Source organism: Micromonospora sp. CA-269861, from assembly GCF_050948505.1.
Taxonomy (GTDB): Bacteria; Actinomycetota; Actinomycetes; order Mycobacteriales; family Micromonosporaceae; genus Micromonospora.
In genome coordinates, this window is sequence record NZ_CP192014.1 from 5,543,345 (window position 1) to 5,564,093 (window position 20,749).

Below are 20,749 nucleotides of genomic sequence, written 5' to 3' on the forward strand. Positions count from 1 at the left end.
TCATCCACGCACCGGATGGATTGCCTGGAACGCGAGCCGGCGGTCCGCGTCGGCGGCGATCTGGTCGAGGATGTCGTCCAGGTCGAGGAAGACCGACCACCGCTCGCGGCCGGTGGCGTCGGCCAGGCGGTCCACGAGCAACCCTTCCAGGTCGGTGACCCGCTTCCCCTTCCACACCTTGTCGGCCACGCTGACCAGCAGGTCGTCGACGCCGATGCCGTCCCGGTGCCAGGACGCGTGGTCGCGCGCGAACCGGGCCGACGACTCGGCCACGCCGTGCTGGAGCAGCAGCTCGTAGCCGGCGGGCTCGTGCGCCGACCCGGGCCCGGACAACTCCTCCGGGTGCCGGACCTTGCCGATGTCGTGGGTGGCGGCGCCGAAGAGCACCGCCTCGCGGTCGAACGGGAGCTGCGGGAACCGTTCCGCCATCGCGTCGCTGAGCTGGGCGGCGACGTCGTGCACGGCCCGTAGGTGCGCGGCGAGGCGCGGCGGCGCGTGCAGGGTCTCCAGCAGGGCGACGACCTGCTCGGGCAGGGGCCGCAGCGGCGGGTCCGCGGGTGCGGCGAGGGCGCGGCGCAGCAGATCGGACGTCACCGCGACAAGGGTACGACCGGTTGGCGAGGTCGCCCTCGTGGTTGACTATCGAGTCATGCCGCTCAGTCCGGACGAGGTCGAGCTGTTCGAGCACTCCAGGGCTCGCCTGGAGGCGATCGCCTACCGCCTGCTGGGCTCGGCCAGCGACGCGGAGGACGCTGTCCAGGACACCTTCCTGCGCTGGCAGGGCGCCGACCGGGAGCACGTCGAGACTCCCGAGGCGTGGCTGACGAAGGTCCTCACCAACGTGTGCCTCAACCAGCTGACCTCGGCGCGAGCCAGGCGGGAAACCTACGTGGGCACGTGGCTGCCCGAACCTGTCCTCGCCGGGGACCGGATGCTCGGCCCGCTCGACACCGCCGAGCAGCGCGAATCCGTCTCGGTGGCGGTGCTCACCCTGCTGGAGCGGTTGTCGCCCAACGAGCGCGCGGTGTACGTGCTGCGGGAGGCCTTCGGCTACCAGCACGGTGAGATCGCCGAGATCCTCGGCATCACCGAGTCGAACTGCCAGCAGACCTACCGGCGTGCCAAGCAGCACGTCTCCGCGGAGCGGGCCCGGGCTGAGGTCGACCGGAGCACCGCGCGGAAGATCGTCGCGGAGTTCCTCACGGCCGCCAACAACGGCGAGATCCAGCGGCTCGTGGAGCTGTTGACCGACGACGCGACGAGTCTCGGCGACGGCGGGGGCAAGATCCCGGCCCGGACCACCCCGATCGTCGGCGCACTGGCGGTGGCGAAGTTCCTGCGCGGCCTGTTCCGGCCCGCCGACGTCAAGCGGGACCTGGTCGGCGGCAGCCCCGCCGTGCACATCGCCACCGTCAACGGCGCTCCGGCGCTGCTGGTCGTGATCGACGACCGGGTCATCGGCGTCATGTCCGTGGAGGTGACCGCCGACGGTGTCGCGGCCATCCACAACCAGGTCAACCCCGACAAGCTCGTCCGCGCCACCCGTCAATGGGCCGCGTCCGAGCACGAGGAGCCCACCCTCCACGTCTGGTGATCCAGCTCATAGCCACCTCCTGTCAGGAATCGCGTCGCTGTCCGGTTCAGGAAGCGACCACCACCGAGACAGGAGTGCCACCATGAGACACCGCATCGTCGTCCTCGGAGCCGGCTACGCCGGAGGGATCGCCGCCGGGCGCCTCGCCAAGCGGCTGCACCCCGACGACACCGAGATCACCGTCGTCAACGCCGACGCCGATTTCGTCGAGCGGGTCCGCATGCACCAGCTGGCCACCGGGCAGGACCTCAAGCGCCTTCCGCTGGCCGACGTCTACGCGGGCACCGGCGTCGACGTTCGACTGGCACGGGTCACCGCGGTCGACGTCGAGCGCAGGGCCGTCGCGCTCGCCGACGACAACGGCACCGACGAGATCGCGTACGACACGCTCGTCTACGCCCTCGGCAGCGCAACCGCCGACCACGGCGTCCCCGGCGTCGCCGAGCACGCGAACGACATCGCCGGCAGGCAGTCGGCGCTGCGGTTGCGCGACCGCCTCGCCCACCTCGCGGCCGGCGGGACCGTGCTCGTCGTCGGCGGGGGCCTCACCGGCCTCGAAGCGGTCACCGAGATCGCCGAGGCCCGGCCGGACCTCGACGTCGCGCTCGCCGCCCGCGGCGCTCTCGGCGACTGGCTCAACGGCAAGGCGCAGCAGCACCTGCGCGGCGTCTGCGACCGGCTCGACATCACCGTCCACGAGCACACCGACATCGCGCGGGTCGAGGCGGCCGGCGCGGTCACCCGCGACGGTCGGGAGATCCCGGCCCAGGTGACCGTGTGGACGACCGGCTTCGCCGTCCACCCCATCGCCGCCGCCACGACCCTGGCGGTCGCGGAGACCGGGCAGATCATCGTCGACGCCTCCATGCGGTCGGTCTCACACCCCGAGGTGTACGCGGTGGGCGACGCAGCGATCGCCGAAGGACCGGGCGGCAAGCCGCTGCGGATGTCCTGCGCCTCGGGCATCCCGATGGCCTGGCAGGCGGCCGACGCCATCGCCGCCCGCCTGACCGGTCGGGCGAAGTTCCCCAAGGCTCCGCTGCGCTACTTCAACCAGTGCATCAGCCTCGGCCGGCGCGACGGCATCATCCAGTACGTGACCGCCGACGACCGGGCCAAGCCGTCCCTCCTCACCGGGAAGCTGGCCGCCCGCTACAAGGAGTTCGTCTGCACGGGCGGGACCTGGACCATCTCGCACCCGGTCCTGTACCCGGTGCGCCGCCACCGCATCGTCCAGACCCGCTCGGAGATTCGCCTCAGGGGCTGACCGAGGGCGCGCTCCTGCCGAGATACCGCATCAACGACCGCCTGCCCAACTTCAACGCTGCGCTGGTGACCGCCTGATCACGTTGATGGGAGAGCTCGGCGAACCGGGCTCGCACATCGGTCAGCGGTTGGTGTGGCGCCCAGATGGTCCGGAAGGCCCTGGCCTGGTCGGCCAGGGACTGGTTGGCCGCAGCGGAGGTGAACGCCACTTCGCTGCGGTGGGCGGCCCCGGAACTGCTGGCCACCGAGGCGAGGCCGGCGGCCACCAGGGCGGCGATCGCCGCCGCCGTGCCCAGCTCGGCGGAGGCCAGCCCGGCCGCCCCCGAGGCGCCCGCGAGGACCGCCGACGAAACAGTGGTCAGGGTGTTCCAGCGTTGCCAGAACGCGGCCTGCCTCCGCTGGAGTGAAGCCCACGAGTCGTGCCGCTGTTCGAGTAACTCGGCTTCAGCGATGAAGACGGCGCGCTCCCGCTGCTCCCCATCCACGCGTCACATTCTGTCAGCCTTCGTCGATGCCACGACAGTGCCCCACGCAACGTCGATCTCGGACAGACGTGCCAGGCACTGTCGCGAGGGCTCGCTGGAGGCTCAGGCCGGCCGCGTCTGCTGTCCGAGTCGACCCACGGAATCTGACTGACCGGCCTGCGCGTATGAGCGAGGACTCCGGCGAGGTCGCACATGTCGGTCACGCGGGATCCCGCTCCGCGTCGACCGCTGAGGTCGAGGCGGAGCGGGACCGTGCACGGTCTACCGGTCAGAACCCGTTCCACTGGCGGGCCGAGCATTTCCAGGTCTTACCGCCGTCCTGCGAGACGCAGAACACGAGGATCTTGCCGAGGAAGGGCAGGTTGAGGGTGAAGAGGTGGCCCTTGGTCTTCGCGTACACGACGCCGGAGTTCTCCGCGATGTCGGCCAGCTCCCACCCGGGATCCGGCCGGTCCACTGTCGCCACCCGACGCAGTGACCTGATGTCTCTGCCGTCGAGGAGCGCTTTGATCTCGTCCGCCGAGGGCTCGCCCTCGCCGATCAGCGTGTCCACGCTGTACGGGCCGTCGACGGCGACGCCATTGGCCTTCTCGAAGGCTGCCTTCGTCCCGCCGATCGTGGTGCTGCCGGCGAGGTCGAGGGTGAGGATCGGGGCGCCCGCCCGGCGCGACAGCAGGCACTCCCAGATCGACTTGCCCGAGGCGACGCACATGGTCAGGCACCACTCCCGCCCGTCGGGCGTGGACGAGGCGAAGAGCAGGGAGGTTGCCGTCCCGCTGTCGCCCCTGCCGTCGTACGCCCCGTCGGCGAGGTCGGCCATGGTCGTGCCGAGGACGTCGCGGCTGCCCGGAATCGTGCCGACGACCTTGACTCCGTCGACCTCCTTACCGGCGACGAGCGCTTCGAGCTGGTCGCCGGTCAGGTTCCGGCCGCCGGTGTCGACGGCCAGCACCTTGTCCAGGTCGCCGACGGGCCGACCGGTCAGGTCCTCGAACTGTTGCAGCATCGTCCCCGGAGCACCGGGGTGGTCGGTGACCGTCGTCCGGGCCTCGCCCTCGGCGGCGTGCGACGGGGCGTACGAAGCGGTCAGTCCGACGATCAGGGCTGTGGTGACGATGGTGGCTCGCCTGGTGATGTCCCGCAGGGTTGTCATCCTGTCCTCATTTCGGTAATCGGTGTCGACGGGGTCGGACGGGCTACCAGCGACAGGTGACGATGTCGCCCACGGTGTTCGGGGACCCCCAGTCGCAGTGGTCGTCGATCCACTCACCGATCTCGCCGATCGTGTCCACGATCCAGGCGAACACCGACTTGATCGCGCCCCAGAGGCTGAAGTAGACGACTGTCGTCTCGGGTGTGCCGCCGGCCTCGTCGATGACGTCCTTCGTCGACATGGCGGCATTCGGCTTCTCGATAATGTCCAGCACCTTGACGCCGGTGTCGTCCTTGCCGGCCAGCAGCGCCTCGACCTGCTCCGGGGTCCGCTCCCTGCCGTCGTCGACAGCCACGATCGCGCGGTCGACGAGCACCTCACGGCTGCCGCTGACGGCCTGGGCGATGCCGGCGACCTCCCCCACCGTGAGGTCGTTGCCGAGCGCGGGACCGGTGAACCGCCGGACCGACACGGCACCGGACGGTTCGATCTGGATCTCGTTGGCCGTGATCATGTCGTCCGCTCCGAAGGGCTTCCAGGCGAATGTCCACTTGCCGCCGGCGCAGCGGAACGGGCCGTACTCCCGGCCCTCGGGCGCGGTCTCGGTGCGGAGGATGCCGCCGCGGTCGTCGACGTGCTGGACCACGCAGTCGGCGCCCTTCTGCGGCGGCTTGTCGGTCTGGGCCACGGCGGCGGAGGACATGGCCAGCACCGTCCCGCTGACCACCCCGATCACCGCGAGGCGGTGTGCCAAACGACTCATCGAACGCTCCATTCCTGATGCGGAAGAGACTGGTGTCCGAAGAGTGCCGGGCCGCGCTGAAGCGGCCCGGAAACGGCGCTGAAAGCGGGGTACGTCAGCGCAGCCGCGTGGCGTCGAGGTGTTCGAGGTCGGCGCGGATCGAGTCGGCGTCGGCGTCGCCGAGTTCGTCGAGGATGGTCAGGGCTCGACTCCAGGCGGCACGTGTGGCACCGAGGTCGGCGAGGGCGCGGTGGCTGCCGCCGAGGTTGACGTACGTGCTCGCCTCGGCGTACCTGTCGTTGACCTGCGTGAAGAGTTCGAGGGCGTGCTCGTAGCAGGCGACCGCGCGCCGGTGGTCCCCGAGCTGGTGATGGGCGTGGCCGAGGCTGTCCCAGGTGTCGGCCTGTCCCTGAACGTCGTCGACCTCCTGCAACATCCGCAGCGCCTCGCCGCACGAGGCGAGGGCACTGTGGTAGTTGCCGAGCAACGCCTCCTGCCAGCCGACCGCGTTGAGGGTGTACCCCTGCCCGGCCCGGTTTCCGGTCCCCCGGAACAGGGACAGTGCCCGCCGGGAATGGCGCAGCGCCTGCTGGTGCTGCCCCTGCCGCTCCGCCAGCTGACCGAGGTTCAGACAGGTGTGTGCCCGCCCGGCGTCGTCACCGACGTCGGTGAACAGCTCGAGCGCGCGCCGCAGGTGGTCGTCGGCCTCGTCGTACCGTCGGAGCCGTGAGCAGGCGAGACCGAGGCTGCGGTGCGCGTGGCCCTGCCCCGCCTGGTCCCCGATGCGGGACGCGGCGGCCAGCGCGATCCGCTGCGTGCCGAGCCAGTCCTGCCAGTGCCCCTGCCGGTGCAGGAAGCCGGCCATGGTCCAGGCGAGCCGCCAGGCGTGCCCCTCGAAACCGGAACGCGCCGCGAGCGGTACCGCGGCGAGCAGGACGGGGACCTCGGCGGTGAACCACGCCGTGGCGGCCGACCGGTTCTTGGGGCGTTCCGGCGTCACGTCCGCCCGGGGTGACGGGAGGCTGATCGCGCTGAAGTGCGGGTGCAGTGCGAGGTCGGCGGCGTGGGCGGTGTGCAGGCAGTGGTCGAGCAGCCGGTGCACGGCCGCACGACGCTCGGCCGGCGGCTCGGCCTCGTCGGCGAGGCTGACCGCGTACGCGCGCAGCAGGTCGTGGAACGCGTAGCGCCCGTAGGTGTGCTCGGTGAAGAGATTCGCCCGGGTCAGCTCGGTGAGCAGGGGGCCGATCGCCGGCCCGTCGACGCCGGCCAGGCTGGCCACGGCCGGGGCGGTGACGTCCGGGCCGGGATGCAGGCTCAGCAGCCGGAACAGCCGGGACGCGGGTGGGCTGAGCGTCCGGCACGACCAGGAGAAGACCGCCCGTACGTCGGTGGCGTCGTCGCCGGCCCGGAAGGCGTCCAGGTCGCCCAGTTCACCGGCGACGGCGGCCAGCGTGAAGTGCCGGTTGGTGGCGGCTCTGGCCGCCACGATGGCCAGGGCGATGGGCAGCCGCGCGCAGCGGTCGGCGATGTCGTCGGCCGCGGCGGGTTCGGCGGCGACCTGACGCGCCCCGAGCCGACGGATCAGCATGTCGCGGGCTTCACCGGGGCTCAGCAGGTCGAGGGGCACCGGTTGGGCGCTCTCGGTGACGACCAGCGGGATGAGCTGGTCGCGGCTGGTGACGATCGCGAGGCAGTCCGGTGAGCCGGGCAGCAGCGGCCGGACCTGTTCCGCGTCGCGCGCGTTGTCCAGCACCACCAGCAGTCGCTTGCCCGCCACAGTCGTGCGGTACAGGCTCACCATCGTGTCCGGGTCGCTGGGCATTCGTGCCACCGGAACGCCGAGCGCCTCCAGGAATCCGTGCAGCGCTCGCGCCGGCTCGGTGGGTGTGGCCGCCGGGTCGAAGCCGCGCAGGTTGACGTAGAGCTGCCCGTCGGGGAAACGCGCGGCCGCGTGGTGCGCCCAGTGCACGGCGAGCGCGGTCTTGCCGACCCCGGCGGTCCCGGAGACCACGACGGCGCCGCCCCGGTCGACGAGCGCGTCGAGGGCGGCGAGCTCCGCGTCGCGCCCGGTGAACGTGGGTACGGGGGGAGGCAGTTGCGCCGCCACCCGCACCGGCGCCGACGCAGCCGGTGCGGCGATCGCCGTGTCCTGGCGCAGGATGGCGCACTCCAGGTCCCGTAGCCGGGGACCCGGGTCGATGCCGAGGTTCTCCCGCAGGTTGTCGCGCAGCCGCCGGTACGTGGCGACCGCCTCGCCCTGTCGGCCGTCGCGGTACAGGGCGAGCATCAGCTGCGCGTGCAGGTGCTCGTCGAAGGGGTGCTGTCGGACGAGCCGTTCCAACCCGGGCACGAGCCCCGCGTGCTCGCCGACTGACAACCGGGCCTCGGCGAGCGATCGTTCGGCCTCCAACCGCAGGCGTGCCAGGTGTTCCGCCTGCTCCTCAAGCCAGGCGGACCCGGCCACGTCGGCAAGCGGTGGGCCCCGCCACAGCGCCACCGCGGCCGTCAGGTGCTTCACCTGCTCGTTGCGGTCGGTCGACCGTCGGGCCAGATCGATGAGGCGCTCGGCGGCCTGGACGTCAGTGGAGTCCGGCCCGGTGTCGAGCAGATAACCGGGCTGGCGCGCCACGATCGACCCGGGCTCGCCGAGCACCCCGCGCAGGTAGGAGACGTGCCGCTGCAACGTGTTCGCCGCGGTGGCCGGTAGCTGGTCGCCCCAGACCACGTCGATGAGCCGGTCGACGCTGACCACCCGGCCCGCGTGCAGCGCCAACGTTGCCAGTACCGCCCTGCGGCGCAGGCCGTTCACCGCCTGCGGACTGCCGGCGACGACCACCTCCACCGGCCCGAGCAGCCTGACTCGCACACCCGTGCCAGCCATGGAAATCACCGGATCAAACTAACGTCCCCGGCCCAGCGAACTCGATCTATTCGTCGCGTAATGGACACGATCCACGGCCGGGCCGGGTGACGGTGGACGTACCGGGAAGCCACCGCCACCGACGCCGCTAGCCTGTGTACTTGCCGTTGCGGGTATCCCCCGACGTGCCGTCGTAGAGCACCTTGCGGTAGCGGTGCACCGAACCCTTCTTCACCGCCTGCCAGTGGTACGACGCCACCTCGTAGTCGTGGTGCTTGTAGTAGTCACCGAACGACTTGTAGTAGATCCGGTGCCGGGCGTACCCGCCGCAGTTGGCGAGGTAGCTGTAGGAGTACATCTTCATCCCGCCGAAGTCGGACGAGTAGTACGTCCTCGCCGGGTGCCACACCGAGGCCGGGTTCGGGTACCCGGGCAGCTCGGCCCAGTTGTACGAGTTCCAGTACAGGTCCCAGCAGGTCATCACCGCCGCCGCGGCCATGCCACCCGACGTCGGCACGGCGAGATCGTCGGCGACGACCACTGACGCCACGATGGTCCGGTAGGCCAGCTCCGGCGGGGTCGGCGTGCCGGCCGGCGGTTCCGACAGCAGCTCCCGCGGCACCGGAACGGACCGGGGCGTGATGGTCAGGTACGTCTTCAGGATGCCCTGCTTGTCGTCGTACGCCAGGGGCGCGTTGCGGCCCATCTCCCCGTCCTGACGGATGCCCCAGTCGCCGGACTCCTGGTCGCGGGAGAACACCACCCGCACGCCGTTCTGGTAGCCCAGCCGCGCCAACTCGATCTCGCGGTCCACGGGCTCGTCGTCGTACACCACCGAACTCGACCCCCCGGCGGCGCTGGCCGGCGCGGCGTTCCACGCGGCCATCGTCGGCAGGACGACGAGCACTGCGAGCAGTGCGCGTCTCGACAGCACTCTTGCCATCACAACTCCTCATCCGATCGGTTCCGAGACGCGGACCCGGACGGATCGCGCCTCTGTGTGCCGTCGACATCCTTCGAGGCGAGGTTCAGAGCGTCGTCAAGGTGGCGTCAATTGCACAGCGGATTCGCTGTCGTAACGGCGACGTTCGCGTACGCACGTCCACCGGCGAAGCGCCAAATGAGACATGAACCAGCTTCGACTGGAAGGCGGCCGATGAGCGCGACAGCGGACCACTGGTTGAGCCGGCGGTGCACGCTCGTGGTCGCCGCGGCCGGGTACGGCAAGACGGTCGCCGTACGGGGCTGGCTGGGCGACCGCCCGGCACGTTGGTGCGACGCGGCGGACGTCGCAGCGCTGGCGACAGCCGGGCCGGAACGCCTCGTCTCGTTGAGCGCACGATCGGTGCCGGACCTGCCCGTCGACGAGCCGAGCTGGCTCGTCCTCGACGACGTGCCGCGACTTCCCCGCCGCCGGCTTCAGGCGCTGCTGGACGACCTCGAACGCCTTCCGCCGCAGCTCAGGGTGGTTCTCGTGACCCGCCACCCGCCAACGCTCTCCCGCCGGCAGTCGAGGCTGCTCGCCGAGCACGGCCCGCCGGACCTCCGGCTCTCACTCGATGAGGTGGCGTCCCTCCTCGCCGAGCACGGCCTGACCGACCCGGCACTCGCGGCCCGGATCCACGCCGAGACCAACGGCTGGCCGGCCTTGGTCACCCTGGCCACCCGGACGGCCGCCGCCGGCGGCACGGATTCGGACGACCTGACCGAGCCGGGGACGCCGCTGGAGTCCTGTCTGGTGCGCGACGTGTTCGCGGAGTTGGCGCCCGAGGTTCACCGGTTGCTGCGGGACGCGGCGCACCTCGATCCGTTCCACCCTGATCTGGCCCGCCTGCTCGGGCACCGACACGGGGTTCACTGGCTGGACCAGCTGACCCGGGCCGGCATCCTCGTCCCCGCGACGACGGACGGCCACGGGTACCGGATGGTGCCTGTCGTCGCCAGCATCGCCCGCCGCCGATTCGCGTTGACCCCGGCGGCCGCGCAACGCCTGCACGCGAGAGCGGCACCGTGGTACGCCGAGCACGGGTTCCTCGTCCCGGCTCTCCGGTCGTACCAAGAATCGGGTGTCACCGAGGCCGCCGCGCGGATCCTCGCCGACCACGGCGCGGCGCTGCTCGCCGCCGGCGGCGCCGAGGCCGTCGTCGACGCCTTCCAGTCCCTGCCCGAGCACACCCGGTCCGACGGCCTGCGGCTGCTCTACGGGGAGGCGCAGCAGATGCGCGGCGACTTCGAGACCGCACTCGCCGTGTACGGCGGGTTGGCCGATGGTCAGGGGCCGATGACGGCCGGGCTCGCCTGGCGGTACGGCCTCGTGCACTATCTGCGCGGCGAACCGCACTCCGCGCTGGAGGTCTTCCGGCTCGGCGTGCTCGACCCGCACCCGTCCACCGACAACGCCCGACTGCTCGCCTGGACCGCTGCGGCAGAGTGGACGAGCGGGAACGTCGCGGCGTGCCAGGACAACGCCGAGCGGGCCCTCGCGGCGGCGACAGCGATCGGGGGTGACGCCGCGCTCGCCGCCGCGCACACCGCGCTCGCCCTGGACGCCAAGCTTCGCGGTGATCGACCGGCAGCCGACGAGCATCACGAGAAGGCGCTGCGTGCTGCCGAGGCGGCGGGCGACACCGTCCAGGTCACCCGCATCCGCGCTAACCGCGCGTCCGCCCTGGTGGGCGAGGGCCGATACCTCGAAGCCCTGACGGAGGTGCGGCCCGCTGTGGAGTTGGCCCAGACCAACGGGTACGCCGCGATGCTCGCGCTGGCGCTCTGCAACGAGGGCTCGGCACACTTCCACCTCGGTCAGCTCGCCGAGGCCACCGCGTGTTACGAACGCGCCGTACCGCTCCTGCAGCGGATGGGGTCCCGCAAGGTGGCGTACCCGTTGGTGGGTATCGGCGACATCCACGCCCTGCGCGGCCGCACCAACCTGGCCCGCGCGGCGTACGAGGAGGCGCTGCGCGCCAGCGAACCCGTCAACGATCTCCAGATCCAGGTGCCGGCGCTCGCCGGACTGGCCCGCGTACTGGCCGCCGAGGACGGCGCCACGGCGTTCGCCCTGGCCCAACGCGCCGTCGAACTGGAACGCGGCCCGGACTCGGCGACCGCGCGACTCGCGCTCGGCTGGGTGGCGCTGGAGATCGGCGACCGCAGACGGGCCGTGGAGGTGGCGCTGACGGCGTCCGCCGCCGCCCGACTGCATCGTGACCGTGCGGCGCTCGCCGAGGCGCTGGAGCTGCGCGGGGCCGCCGCCACCGACACCGACGACACCCGGCGCGCCTGGCGGGAAGCGGCGGCGACCCTGCGCGACATCACGTCGGTCGTCGCCGCGGACCGACTCACGGTGCTGCTCAGCAGGCTTCCCGGGGCGGATCCCCAGGAACGCGTCGACGCCCGGCTGGCCGCCGAACGGCTGGCCAGTGCCGGGGTGCCGCCGCCGACGCTCAGCCGGCAGGGCCCGCGCCGCGTCGCGCAGGTCACCGTCCGCACCCTCGGACGATTCGAGGTGTACGTGGACGGCACGCAGGTGGTGGCGGCGGCCTGGCAGTCACGGAAGGCCCGGGATCTGCTCCGGATCCTCGCCGCCCGGCGTGGTCGCGCGGTGCCCCGGGAGCAACTCGGCGAGATGCTGTGGCCCGCCCAGGACCCGGGCCGGGTCAGCCACCGGCTGTCAGTGGCGCTGTCCACCCTCCGTGGCGTGCTCGATCCGCAACGCCGTAGCCCGACGGACCACTTCATCATCGCGGCGCACCCGAGCCTCGCCCTCGACGTCGGTCACCTCGAACTCGATGTTGAGGAGTTCCTCACCGAATCGGCACACGGCCTCCGGCTGGCCGAGCAGGGCGAGACCGAAGACGCGCGCACCGCGCTGCTCCTCGCCGAGCAGCGCTACCGGGGCGACTTCCTGGAGGACGAGCCGTACGACGACTGGTCCCGACCGACACGAGAGGAAACACGTCGGGTCTACCTGCGCGTGGTGCGCAAGCTGGCCTCGCTCGCCCGCGGCGCCGACGACATCGACGAGACCGTCCGCCACCTCGGCCGTGCCCTCGAACTGGAGCCCCACGACGAGGGTGTGCACGGCGATTTCATCGGGACGTTGACCGCTGCGGGCCGGCACGGCGAGGCCGCAGCGGCGTACCGGCACTACGTGGAGGCGATGTCCGCCATCGGCGTGCCGGCTCGGGCGCGCGGCACGCTGTGCGGCGTCGGCCGGGCTTCCGACACCCCCATGGCGTAGCTGGGACGCCTCGCACTGATCATCGCGGCCGTAGGCTGACTGTCTTGCACACACACATGTCAATGGGGAGTGCGCAATGACCACACGCAATGGCAAGGTGATCGCGAATCAGACGATCACCGTCGACGGATACTCGGCCGGTCTCAACCAGACCGAGGATCGCCCGTTCGGCGACGACGGCGGTGACGGCTGGGGCCGTGGGCTGCACGCCTGGATGTTCGACGCCGCTGAGGAGAACCGGGCCGAGGTCGACCAGATCGGCGCACCCGCTGCGGTCATCATGGGGCGCAACATGTTCGGCCCGGTGCGTGGCGAGTGGGATAGGCAGTGGAACGGCTGGTGGGGTGAGGACCCGCCGTTCCACAGGCCGGTGTTCGTGCTCACCCACCACGCGCGCGAGCCGCAGCCGATGAAGGGCGGCACCACCTTCCACTTCGTCACCGACGGCATCGAGTCGGCACTCGCACAGGCACGCGCGGCGGCCGATGGCGGCGACATCTCGATCCACGGAGGTGCCACCACCATCAACCAGTACCTCGCCGCGGGCCTGGTCGACGAGCTGCGCCTGCACATCGTGCCGCTCACCCTCGGCGCAGGCGTGCGGCTGTTCGAGGGTGTCCCGCCGCTGAACCTTGAGCAGGTGACGGCCCGGGCGGCGAGTTCGGTCCTGCACGTGACCTACCGCGTGCTCGTCACCCCCTCTCGGTAGCCTGCCGACGAGCCGGCGGAGAGCCGTAGCGGCAGAGTCATGCGACGGAGGATGCGTTGTCTGCTATCGCGACACTGACCCTGGTCCCCAGGGACAGCATCACCGAGCTGGCCCGCCTGGCCCGCACATCGCCGTCGTCCTTCCACGCGTACCTGGCGGAACACGGGAGCAAGACGCGGCAGGAGTACGACTGGTCCGGCTACTGCATGCTGTACGTCCTGACCTATCTGGAGGAACGCGGCATCGACCTGGAACCGTCGGAGTTCAATGCCGAGTCGGAGGCCATCAACAGCGCGTACGGCCTGACCACGCTCATCGCTCCAGCCCGGCGGTTAGTGGATCAGCTCGATCCCGGCGCGCACCGCGGGGAGGAGTTGGCCGCCCACTTCGAGGAGATGGGGGTGGTCTTCGAGGAGAGCGGCGCGGCCGGTCTGGACACGCTGAGGCTCCTCCGCGACACCATCTCCGAACTCCGCGACGACCAGGTGTTGCTGCTGCACCTCGGCTGAGGGCGACCGAGCGCCTCGGTCGGTGGCTGGATGGCTGGTTTGGTTCTTGCGACGGCGGGAAACCCGCGGCGCTGCCGTGCGGGTGCCGGGGGTGCTGACCGTTGGGGGAGGTTCATGCGCTGGTTTCGCGCGGCCCACGACGCCTCCGTGAGGGACGCGACCAGTTCCAGCGGCCCGATCGGTGCGGAACGAGATCCGAAGCGGGCAGTCACCTTCAGCGACGCGGTCATCGCCATCGCCGTCACCCTGCTCGTCCTGGAGATCCAGCCGCCGGAGGACACCGAGCACCTGCTCCGCGGCCTCATCGACCTGTGGCCCTCGTACGTGGCGTACGCCATCACCTTCCTGCTGATCGGGCAGATGTGGGTGAACCACCACGTCATGTTCGACCACATCCGCTCCGCGGACCGCATGCTGCTCCTGCTCAACACCCTGCTGCTGATGGTGATCGCGTTCCTGCCGTTCGCCTCGTCCCTCCTGGCCCACGCGTTCGAGTCCGGCCACGGCAAGCAGACCGCGCTGATCTTCTACGGCGCCACCTACGAAGTGGCCGCCATCCTCTTCAACGTGATCTGGGAGTACGCCAGACACGGTCGTCGCCTGCTGACCTCCGCCACCGACAACGACACGGCGCGGGCGATCAGCAGACGCTTCCGCCCCGCGCCGATCTGGATCGCCGTCGGGACCGCGTTGGGCGCTCTTCATCCGGTCGTTGGCCTCGTCGTGGTCATCGCGTTCATCCCCTTCTACTGGCTACCGATCAAAGGCGAGGTTGCCAGCATCAAGCGCACGCGCGAGCAGAGTCCCGGAACTCCATAACCCGACCTTCTCCTTCTCGGCCGGTTCAGGCACCGTATAGCCGTGAGCGAGTACAGCGCGGCGAACATCACGGTCCTGGAATTCGACGAGTCGGTCCGCCGCCGGCCAGGCATGTACCTCGGGGCGGATGCGCACCTGGCAACCACCGTCCTGACCGCGGTTGTCTCAGCGTCGCTCCATCCAGGCCGGAGAGTCGCGCCCACCGGCCCACCCGAGGTCGACGCGGAGATCCTTGACGACCTCGCATTCTCGATAACCGACAACTGGCCGACCGGCCCGGACGGCTCGACCGCCGGCTACTTCGGTTCCCTCCTGACCTCGTACCGAATGGTTCACGCCGCGGCCGCCGTCGTGAGCACCCACACCACGGTCGAGACCTGGCATGCAGGCCACGCCCTGCGGCAGAACCTCGCGGGCCTACGCCCCACGGCACCACCCCACGGTTTCGACGCACCACCTGGCAGCGGCACCAGACTGACCTATCACCTCGACCCGTCCTCCTTCACGCCGTCGACCCTCCACGCGCCCACCCTCGACCTCCACGCCGAAGGCTGCTGCGACCTTCCTGGCCAGTTCCGTCTCCGCGACCGCCGCCCCACCGCCTCCTGATTGGGGCGCGCGGTGCATCGACAGCTGTAGGGTGCCTGCCGTGGGATACACGGTGATTCCTTCAGGCCGCCTGAACCTCCCGGAGTCGGAGGACCCCGCTGCGGTCGCCGCCGTCCGAGCCGCCCTGGCCGGGCGAGGTGAGTGGTACGAGCCGGATGGGCTTCCGTCGAACGGCACGCTCGTCGACCTGGCGGAGGTGGCCAGGGCCTCGATCGTCCGCGACGGAGACTGGATCGAGTTCGGGTACGACGACGAGGGCGACCCCAAGTGGTCCGACCGAGCGACCGCCTTCTACGTCGCGATCGCGCCGTTCGTTCGCTCGGGAACCGTCGACATCGAGGGCGAGGACGGCGCCCGCTGGTCATACACGTACGGCGACGGGCAGATCACCCAACAGGGTTGGAACGGTTGGGACGGGTCCATCGAGCCCTTTGGCGAGTACGCGGACCCCCTCCCCTGGACCACCCGTAGGCAGTTCCTTCACCGGCTGCGCACGGCTGCAGTCAGGGCGCGGACTCCAGGTCGTTTAGGAGAGCGTGCACAGGCGCCCAGCACATCCGCACCGTGTCCACGTCGGGCACGAGCCCGCGTTCGATCTGGTGTCGAGGGTGGACAAAGTTGCGGTAGTCCCGCACCTTCTCCATGAAGTCCTTCGCGTCGGTCTGAACCCACTGCTGTTGGTGTGCGTACTCGAGCAGGAGTTGCAGGCCGGCGCGGTCGGCCGGAATCCTCCGACCGTTACGGCCCACGAGTCCATTGCTGCGGACGTTCTCGTCGCGGCCAGTGACCACAACGTGCAACAGCCCTTCGACGAAACTGCCGATCCCGATGATCGCCAATGCGTATGCGCCGTTGTTCTGGCAGATCGATGCTTCGTCGGCGCGGGCCATGAGGATCTCGATGTCCGCGGGCTTGCTGTCCGCCGTTAGTCGTCGGACGCGTTCGTGAAGGTCCGGCGGTGGCCCATACAGGGGTGTGTCGCCGGATTGGCTGAGCTGGCCGAGCACCGGGCGCCCACCGACATACGTAATGGTGAGCTGCTCGGGCGCCAGGACGCGATTCAACTCCTGGGTAATCGGCTCTGCGGCTTCGACGCCGCCATCGTATTCAAGGGGGTCACAGATGCGACAAAGCAAGCGGTCGAGTACAGCGGCGTCGTCAGCGCGGGAGATTAGCACTTCCGTGAGCCAGGGCACTCGCGGCGAGCCGTCGTACTGCGGATTGCCAGGCCACCGGACGCGGTGCAAGAAACGCTCGACCTGTGATCCGGTCCGTTCGTACGGGCCGTCGACGTCGCAGATCAGGCGAGCCACTCGTTCCAAAGTGAGCAGGTCGAGGGTAATCATCAGTACACCTCCCGGTCGACGCGCTGCTGCGCGATATCGAGTGCCTCAGTCAGTCGTTGAAGGATGACCGAGCCCCGTTTGCGGAATCCGAGTTCGGTCATGGCCTCCTGCAGGCGCTCATCCCGGTCGCGCTGAAGTTGGTCGCTGACCAGCCAGGTGCAGAGCCGCACCAATTGGTCCCGGGTGTACTCGGTGATTTTGAGTCCAATGGGCACCTCAGGGCGTGGACCACGGCGCGAGGCCGGGCGCGACGACGGCTCGTTGACTAGTGGCTGAGCCGCTGGCGCGGCTGGGGCCTTCGCGGCGCGGTCTGCACGATCAACCGCCTGCTGCCACCTCGCCACGAGCCGGGCCGTCTGGCCTCCCGGGTCGACGTACCAGTCAGTCGACCAGATCCGGTGAAACTCCCATCCGAGCCGTTCTAGGTGCTGCTGGCGCAGCCGGTCACGGTCCCGGGCACTGTGTGCCTGGTGGTACGAGTGCCCATCGGTCTCGACGGCGAGCACCATGCGGCCGGGTTGATCCGGGTGAGCGAGCGCCAGATCGATCCGGTACCCGGAGACCCCCCACTGCGGTACCGCATTGATGCCCTGCTGCTGGATGGCCTGCAGCACGCTGCGTTCGAGGCCATTGAGCTCGACTCCGGTGTGCTGCCGTCCGCCGATGTCGCCGCCGAGATCGACGAACTCCAGGTAGCGACGGAGCAGCTCAGGCCCGCGGTTCCTCGTCGCCGCGGTTTGGTTTGGGTCCATGTCATGATGGGAGAAGGCGCTCACCACGGTCATCCGACTCCGCGCTCGGGTGACCGCGACGTTGAGGCGCCGCTCGCCACCATCCTGGTTGAGCGGTCCGAAGCGCAGCGGAATCCGACCGTCTCGGGTCTTGGCGTAGCCGACGCTCAAGATGATGGCATCCCGCTCGTCACCCTGGACGTTCTCCAGGCTCTTGATGAAAAACCGCTGGCTGGCGACCTTGTCCTGGGTAAAGAACTCGTCGAGGTGCTCGTGCTCGCGGCGTCGGCTGCGCAGGGTCGCCTCGATCCGCAGGGCGTGCTTTTGCCCCATGGTTATCACGCCGAGGCTCTCGTTCGGTCGCTGATCGGCGTGCTCGAGGATGAGTTCGACGGCTCGGTTGACTTCTTCAATCGAGGAACCGCTCTGCCCGGGAGAGACACGGCCGTCGACCGTCTCGAGGCGCAGCGGGCTGTCGACCTGCACGCCGGGAAACGTCACGAGCGACCGGTCGTAGATCTCTATGTTGGAGAACGCGATCAGCCGCTCGTCACGGCTGCGGTAGTGCCAGGTCAAGCGGTACCGGTTTGAAATCATGCCGCTGAGGACGTCCAAGATAGACTCGTAGTCCTCAAGGCTGTCGTCGCTAGGATCCTCGTCTTCGCCTGCGGCGGTCTGTTGAACGAGGCGGCGGAAGAACGGCGTGGGCGGAAGTTGCTTCGGATCACCGGCCACAACAAGTTGTGCGCCTCTCATGATCGAGGCGACCGCGTCGTGGGGCTCGATCTGGCTCGCCTCGTCGAAGACGACCACGTCGAACGATTGCGTGGCCGGTAGGGTCCGGCTGACCACGAGCGGTGACATGGCCCAGCAGGGAAACGCCGCGAGAAGCACCTCCGGGGCGCTGCCGAGCAGCTTCCGCAGAGGCAAGTGCCCCCGCTTCTTGGCCGCCTCCCGTCGGACGAGGTCGTTCTGGTCGGGATGTGCGTCCCGGGTCTTACGCAGGTTCACCGCCACGTTGCGGCGGACGCGGCGGGCTGCCATCTCGATGTGCCGACTGTCCGCGGTGCGGTAGTCCTCGACCACTGCGGCGTGCTGTTGTCCCACGAACTGGCCGAGGTATGGGACACGCATACGCATCTCATCAAGGACCACCTGCAACCAGGCACGCAGTAGGGTATCGGCCGCTTCGCCGCTTGAGACGTGTCGCTGAGCCAGGTCATCGAGCATGTAGCCCAGTCCGAGCGAGCGGAAGAGCTGCTGCTGCTTGTTGAGGTCGGGCATCAGGAACAGCGTTTCGCGGTCGGCATTCAACTCGGCGAGTGTGTCGGCGGCCAAGGTGCTCGGTCCACGGTCGAGGCCGTCAATCCGGGCACATGCCGCCACCGCTGCGAGGTGGTTGCGCACCCGCGTGAAGGACGACATGCAGAGGTCGGCGTTTGCCAGCGCGCTGGGTGCGCTGTCTTGACGGCTGAGCTTTCGCCACCGCTCACGTTGGTTAATCGCGGCGAGCAGGCCCTCGTAGATCTCGGATCGTTTCCGTGGAGCGGCCGGAGAGATCCGCCGCAGCTCGCGACGCAACTGGAAGCGCCGGTAGAGGCCGAGTGGTTCCGGCCGACGAGGCCGCGAACGCCCTGGCGCTGTCGCATAGAAGTAGTCGTCCAGATCCGGGCCGAACACCTGGTCGCCGTAGCCAACGATGCTGTGCTCGACTTCGCTAAGTAGGTCAAATAGGTCTGTCCACGCGGCGAGGTCGTCGGGCACGTCCAGTCCGGCCCGGTCAACCAACTCACGGATTTGCCGCTGTGCGCCCTCAAGTGCGTCTGACGCGAGCCCGTCGAGATGGACCAGTACTTGCCTGACGTCTTCCGAAGTGTGGATTGCGGCCTGCGCCCAGGGCGACTCCTTGCGCCAGATTCGCAAACCACCACGATCCACGAACATCTGGAGGTCGTCCCGCACGGACTCGATCACCGATCGGTCGAGGTTGCGCAGCTCGGATGCGCGCAGGTTGTACCCGCTGGTGTCGCGTGAGGGCAGGGCGAGCATCTGCTCGATGACCTCGAACGCGCTCATGCCCCAGGGCTGTCGGACTTCGTGCAGCTCGGCCGGATGCCGCTGTGCCGCAGCCCGCCGACCGTGTAGCCGCCGATGAAGCTCCGTCGTCTCCACCGGCGGCTCGGTACCAGCTTGGGCGAGGACGTTGGCGATGCGCTCAGCGATCTGACGCTTGTTGATCTTCCGGTCGTGAAGGTCGAATACCAGGTTGTCGAGTCCGACATCGCCGAGGCGGTTCATCACGGCCTCGATAGCCGCCCGCTTCTCGGAGACGAATAGCACACTGCGACCCATCGCCGCCATGTACGCGATGATGTTCGCGATCGTCTGGCTCTTACCGGTGCCGGGCGGGCCCTCGATAACCACATTCCTACCGGACAAGACGGCATCGATCGCGCACTGCTGCGACGAGTCCGCGTCGTGAACCAGGAACTCCTTGGCCAGATCGATCCGATCGGCGCTGGACCCGAAGCCCTGGGCCAACTCCGTGCGCAACTGCTGCCGAGCGACGCGGTACCCTGCCATTGCACCGATCACCGGGTGCGAAGCCAACAGCTCGGCCGAGCTGCGCAGATCCTTGACCATGGCCAACTTGTCAAAGCTGAAGACACCAGCGAGAACCGCGGGCTCCAGCCGAAGAGACAGGCCGCTCGGGGCCACCGCCTTGGCGATGAGCTCGTAGGCGGCGGTCAACTGTTGACCCGGGTCAGCGATCTCGGTCAGCATGACGCTCAGCTTGTCGCCGAGGGCGCTGATGTCCGCCTCCACGCCGTACTGCCGCTCAAGTGCGTAAAGGAGGACCGGATTTATCTCGGGGGCCTCGGAAAGCTCCAGTGTGAAGTCGTTCTCAGTCGCTGTCCGGCTGTCCAGCGTCAACTGCTGCAGGATCAGTGGTGCCCGCAGCGGCTGCATCGGAACTGATCCCCGGGTGTACGGACCAACCATGCAGAGCAGACCCCGGGTCACCCAGCCTGCCTGGATCCCCTGCTCCTCCTCCAACTCGACAAGCTTCCGGCGAAGACCGCGAGCCGTGTTGCACGCGGCAGTGTGACGCTCCTGGTCCGGAAAGAGCGTTCGCAGGCGGACCTTCTGGCCCCGAAGCAGGCCAGCGACTCCGTCGGCGGCCGCCTCCGCAAGATCGAGCGTGGTGCTCTGCCGCTCCTTGAAATAGAGCAGGGTGTTACGCGGACCGAAGTCGATCAGTTGGTCTGCCCACCGGCCGGCAGCCTGCTGGACGAGGTTGAGCACATCCGGTTGGTTCGACAGCATCTCGTCTCCAAGTCAGTGACGTGCGGCAGTGCTGGTCCGCCGGACCGTCGGCCCGAGGCAAAGCCCTCCAGGATAGGGCGCGTGAGGCGTCGGCGAATGCATCGGATTTCCGACAGCAGCATCAGCGAGGCGACACCCGTCGGAAACACCGCTTATCCACACTGCGGCGCTACCGCTTCAGTCATCAAGCAAGGTCAAAGGCGCAGCCGTGCCGCCAGCGCGCTGCGAGTGCTTGCTCGGGCTGACGCGGCCGCAGAGGCGTTCAGTCTGTCGTTGCCCAAGTTGCTGGATGTGAACCGATGGCGGCTCCTTGTTGTTAAAGCGGCTTGGTCGATGTTGGCTGCTGGAATGCGCCCCGT

Annotated in this window: 15 protein-coding genes; 7 read left to right on the forward strand and 8 right to left on the reverse strand. The window is 69.4% G+C overall.

Features of this window, described 5'->3' with window-relative positions:
• A complete protein-coding gene (locus ACQP0U_RS25320) occupies positions 1–594 on the reverse strand; it encodes an HD domain-containing protein (protein ID WP_433311611.1) in 594 nt (197 codons plus the stop codon).
• Positions 595–649: 55 nt separating this feature from the next.
• Between ACQP0U_RS25320 and ACQP0U_RS25325 the strand changes: the two genes are divergently transcribed.
• Both ACQP0U_RS25325 and ACQP0U_RS25330 read left to right on the forward strand, forming a co-directional pair.
• A complete protein-coding gene (locus ACQP0U_RS25325) occupies positions 650–1,594 on the forward strand; it encodes an RNA polymerase sigma-70 factor (RefSeq protein WP_433311614.1) in 945 nt (314 codons plus the stop codon).
• Positions 1,595–1,676: 82 nt separating this feature from the next.
• Complete coding sequence (locus ACQP0U_RS25330; RefSeq protein WP_433311617.1) at positions 1,677–2,861, forward strand: NAD(P)/FAD-dependent oxidoreductase; 1,185 nt, start codon at positions 1,677–1,679, stop codon at positions 2,859–2,861.
• On the opposite strand, the gene ACQP0U_RS25335 is transcribed toward ACQP0U_RS25330, so the two are convergent.
• From ACQP0U_RS25335 to ACQP0U_RS25355, 5 genes are all read right to left on the reverse strand, one after another.
• Complete coding sequence (locus ACQP0U_RS25335; protein ID WP_433311619.1) at positions 2,851–3,345, reverse strand: hypothetical protein; 495 nt, start codon at positions 3,343–3,345, stop codon at positions 2,851–2,853. The genes ACQP0U_RS25330 and ACQP0U_RS25335 overlap by 11 nt on opposite strands.
• Before the next feature lie 268 nt (positions 3,346–3,613).
• Positions 3,614–4,498, reverse strand: a complete 885-nt coding sequence (locus tag ACQP0U_RS25340; RefSeq protein WP_433311622.1) for a hypothetical protein — start codon at positions 4,496–4,498, stop codon at positions 3,614–3,616.
• Positions 4,499–4,541: 43 nt separating this feature from the next.
• Positions 4,542–5,261, reverse strand: coding sequence for a hypothetical protein (locus ACQP0U_RS25345; protein ID WP_433311625.1), 720 nt, complete (start codon positions 5,259–5,261; stop codon positions 4,542–4,544).
• A 94-nt stretch (positions 5,262–5,355) separates the two neighbouring features.
• On the reverse strand, positions 5,356–8,121 hold the full coding sequence (locus tag ACQP0U_RS25350) for a BTAD domain-containing putative transcriptional regulator (protein ID WP_433311628.1): 2,766 nt from the start codon (positions 8,119–8,121) through the stop codon (positions 5,356–5,358).
• 127 nt (positions 8,122–8,248) lie between these two features.
• Positions 8,249–9,043 carry a hypothetical protein gene (locus ACQP0U_RS25355; protein WP_433311631.1) on the reverse strand — a complete coding sequence of 265 codons (795 nt, stop codon included), beginning with the start codon at positions 9,041–9,043 and terminating at the stop codon, positions 8,249–8,251.
• 213 nt (positions 9,044–9,256) lie between these two features.
• Here ACQP0U_RS25355 and ACQP0U_RS25360 point away from each other — a divergent pair, with 213 nt between their 5' ends.
• From ACQP0U_RS25360 to ACQP0U_RS25380, 5 genes are all read left to right on the forward strand, one after another.
• Positions 9,257–12,340, forward strand: coding sequence for a tetratricopeptide repeat protein (locus tag ACQP0U_RS25360; RefSeq protein WP_433311634.1), 3,084 nt, complete (start codon positions 9,257–9,259; stop codon positions 12,338–12,340).
• 76 nt (positions 12,341–12,416) lie between these two features.
• The gene (locus ACQP0U_RS25365; RefSeq protein WP_433311637.1) at positions 12,417–13,049 is read left to right on the forward strand and encodes a dihydrofolate reductase family protein; all 633 of its coding nucleotides are present in this window, start codon (positions 12,417–12,419) and stop codon (positions 13,047–13,049) included.
• 56 nt (positions 13,050–13,105) lie between these two features.
• Entirely contained in the window at positions 13,106–13,558 is a 453-nt protein-coding gene (locus tag ACQP0U_RS25370; protein ID WP_433311640.1) for a hypothetical protein, read from the forward strand.
• Positions 13,559–13,705: 147 nt separating this feature from the next.
• Positions 13,706–14,377, forward strand: coding sequence for a TMEM175 family protein (locus ACQP0U_RS25375; protein WP_433311643.1), 672 nt, complete (start codon positions 13,706–13,708; stop codon positions 14,375–14,377).
• 42 nt (positions 14,378–14,419) lie between these two features.
• Entirely contained in the window at positions 14,420–14,986 is a 567-nt protein-coding gene (locus ACQP0U_RS25380; RefSeq protein WP_433311646.1) for a hypothetical protein, read from the forward strand.
• 503 nt (positions 14,987–15,489) lie between these two features.
• Here ACQP0U_RS25380 and ACQP0U_RS25385 read toward each other — a convergent pair.
• Both ACQP0U_RS25385 and ACQP0U_RS25390 read right to left on the reverse strand, forming a co-directional pair.
• The gene (locus ACQP0U_RS25385; RefSeq protein ID WP_433311649.1) at positions 15,490–16,332 is read right to left on the reverse strand and encodes a hypothetical protein; all 843 of its coding nucleotides are present in this window, start codon (positions 16,330–16,332) and stop codon (positions 15,490–15,492) included.
• Positions 16,332–20,390 carry an AAA domain-containing protein gene (locus tag ACQP0U_RS25390; protein WP_433311652.1) on the reverse strand — a complete coding sequence of 1,353 codons (4,059 nt, stop codon included), beginning with the start codon at positions 20,388–20,390 and terminating at the stop codon, positions 16,332–16,334. Before ACQP0U_RS25390 ends, ACQP0U_RS25385 begins: the two co-directional genes overlap by 1 nt.
• Positions 20,391–20,749 lie beyond the last annotated feature (359 nt).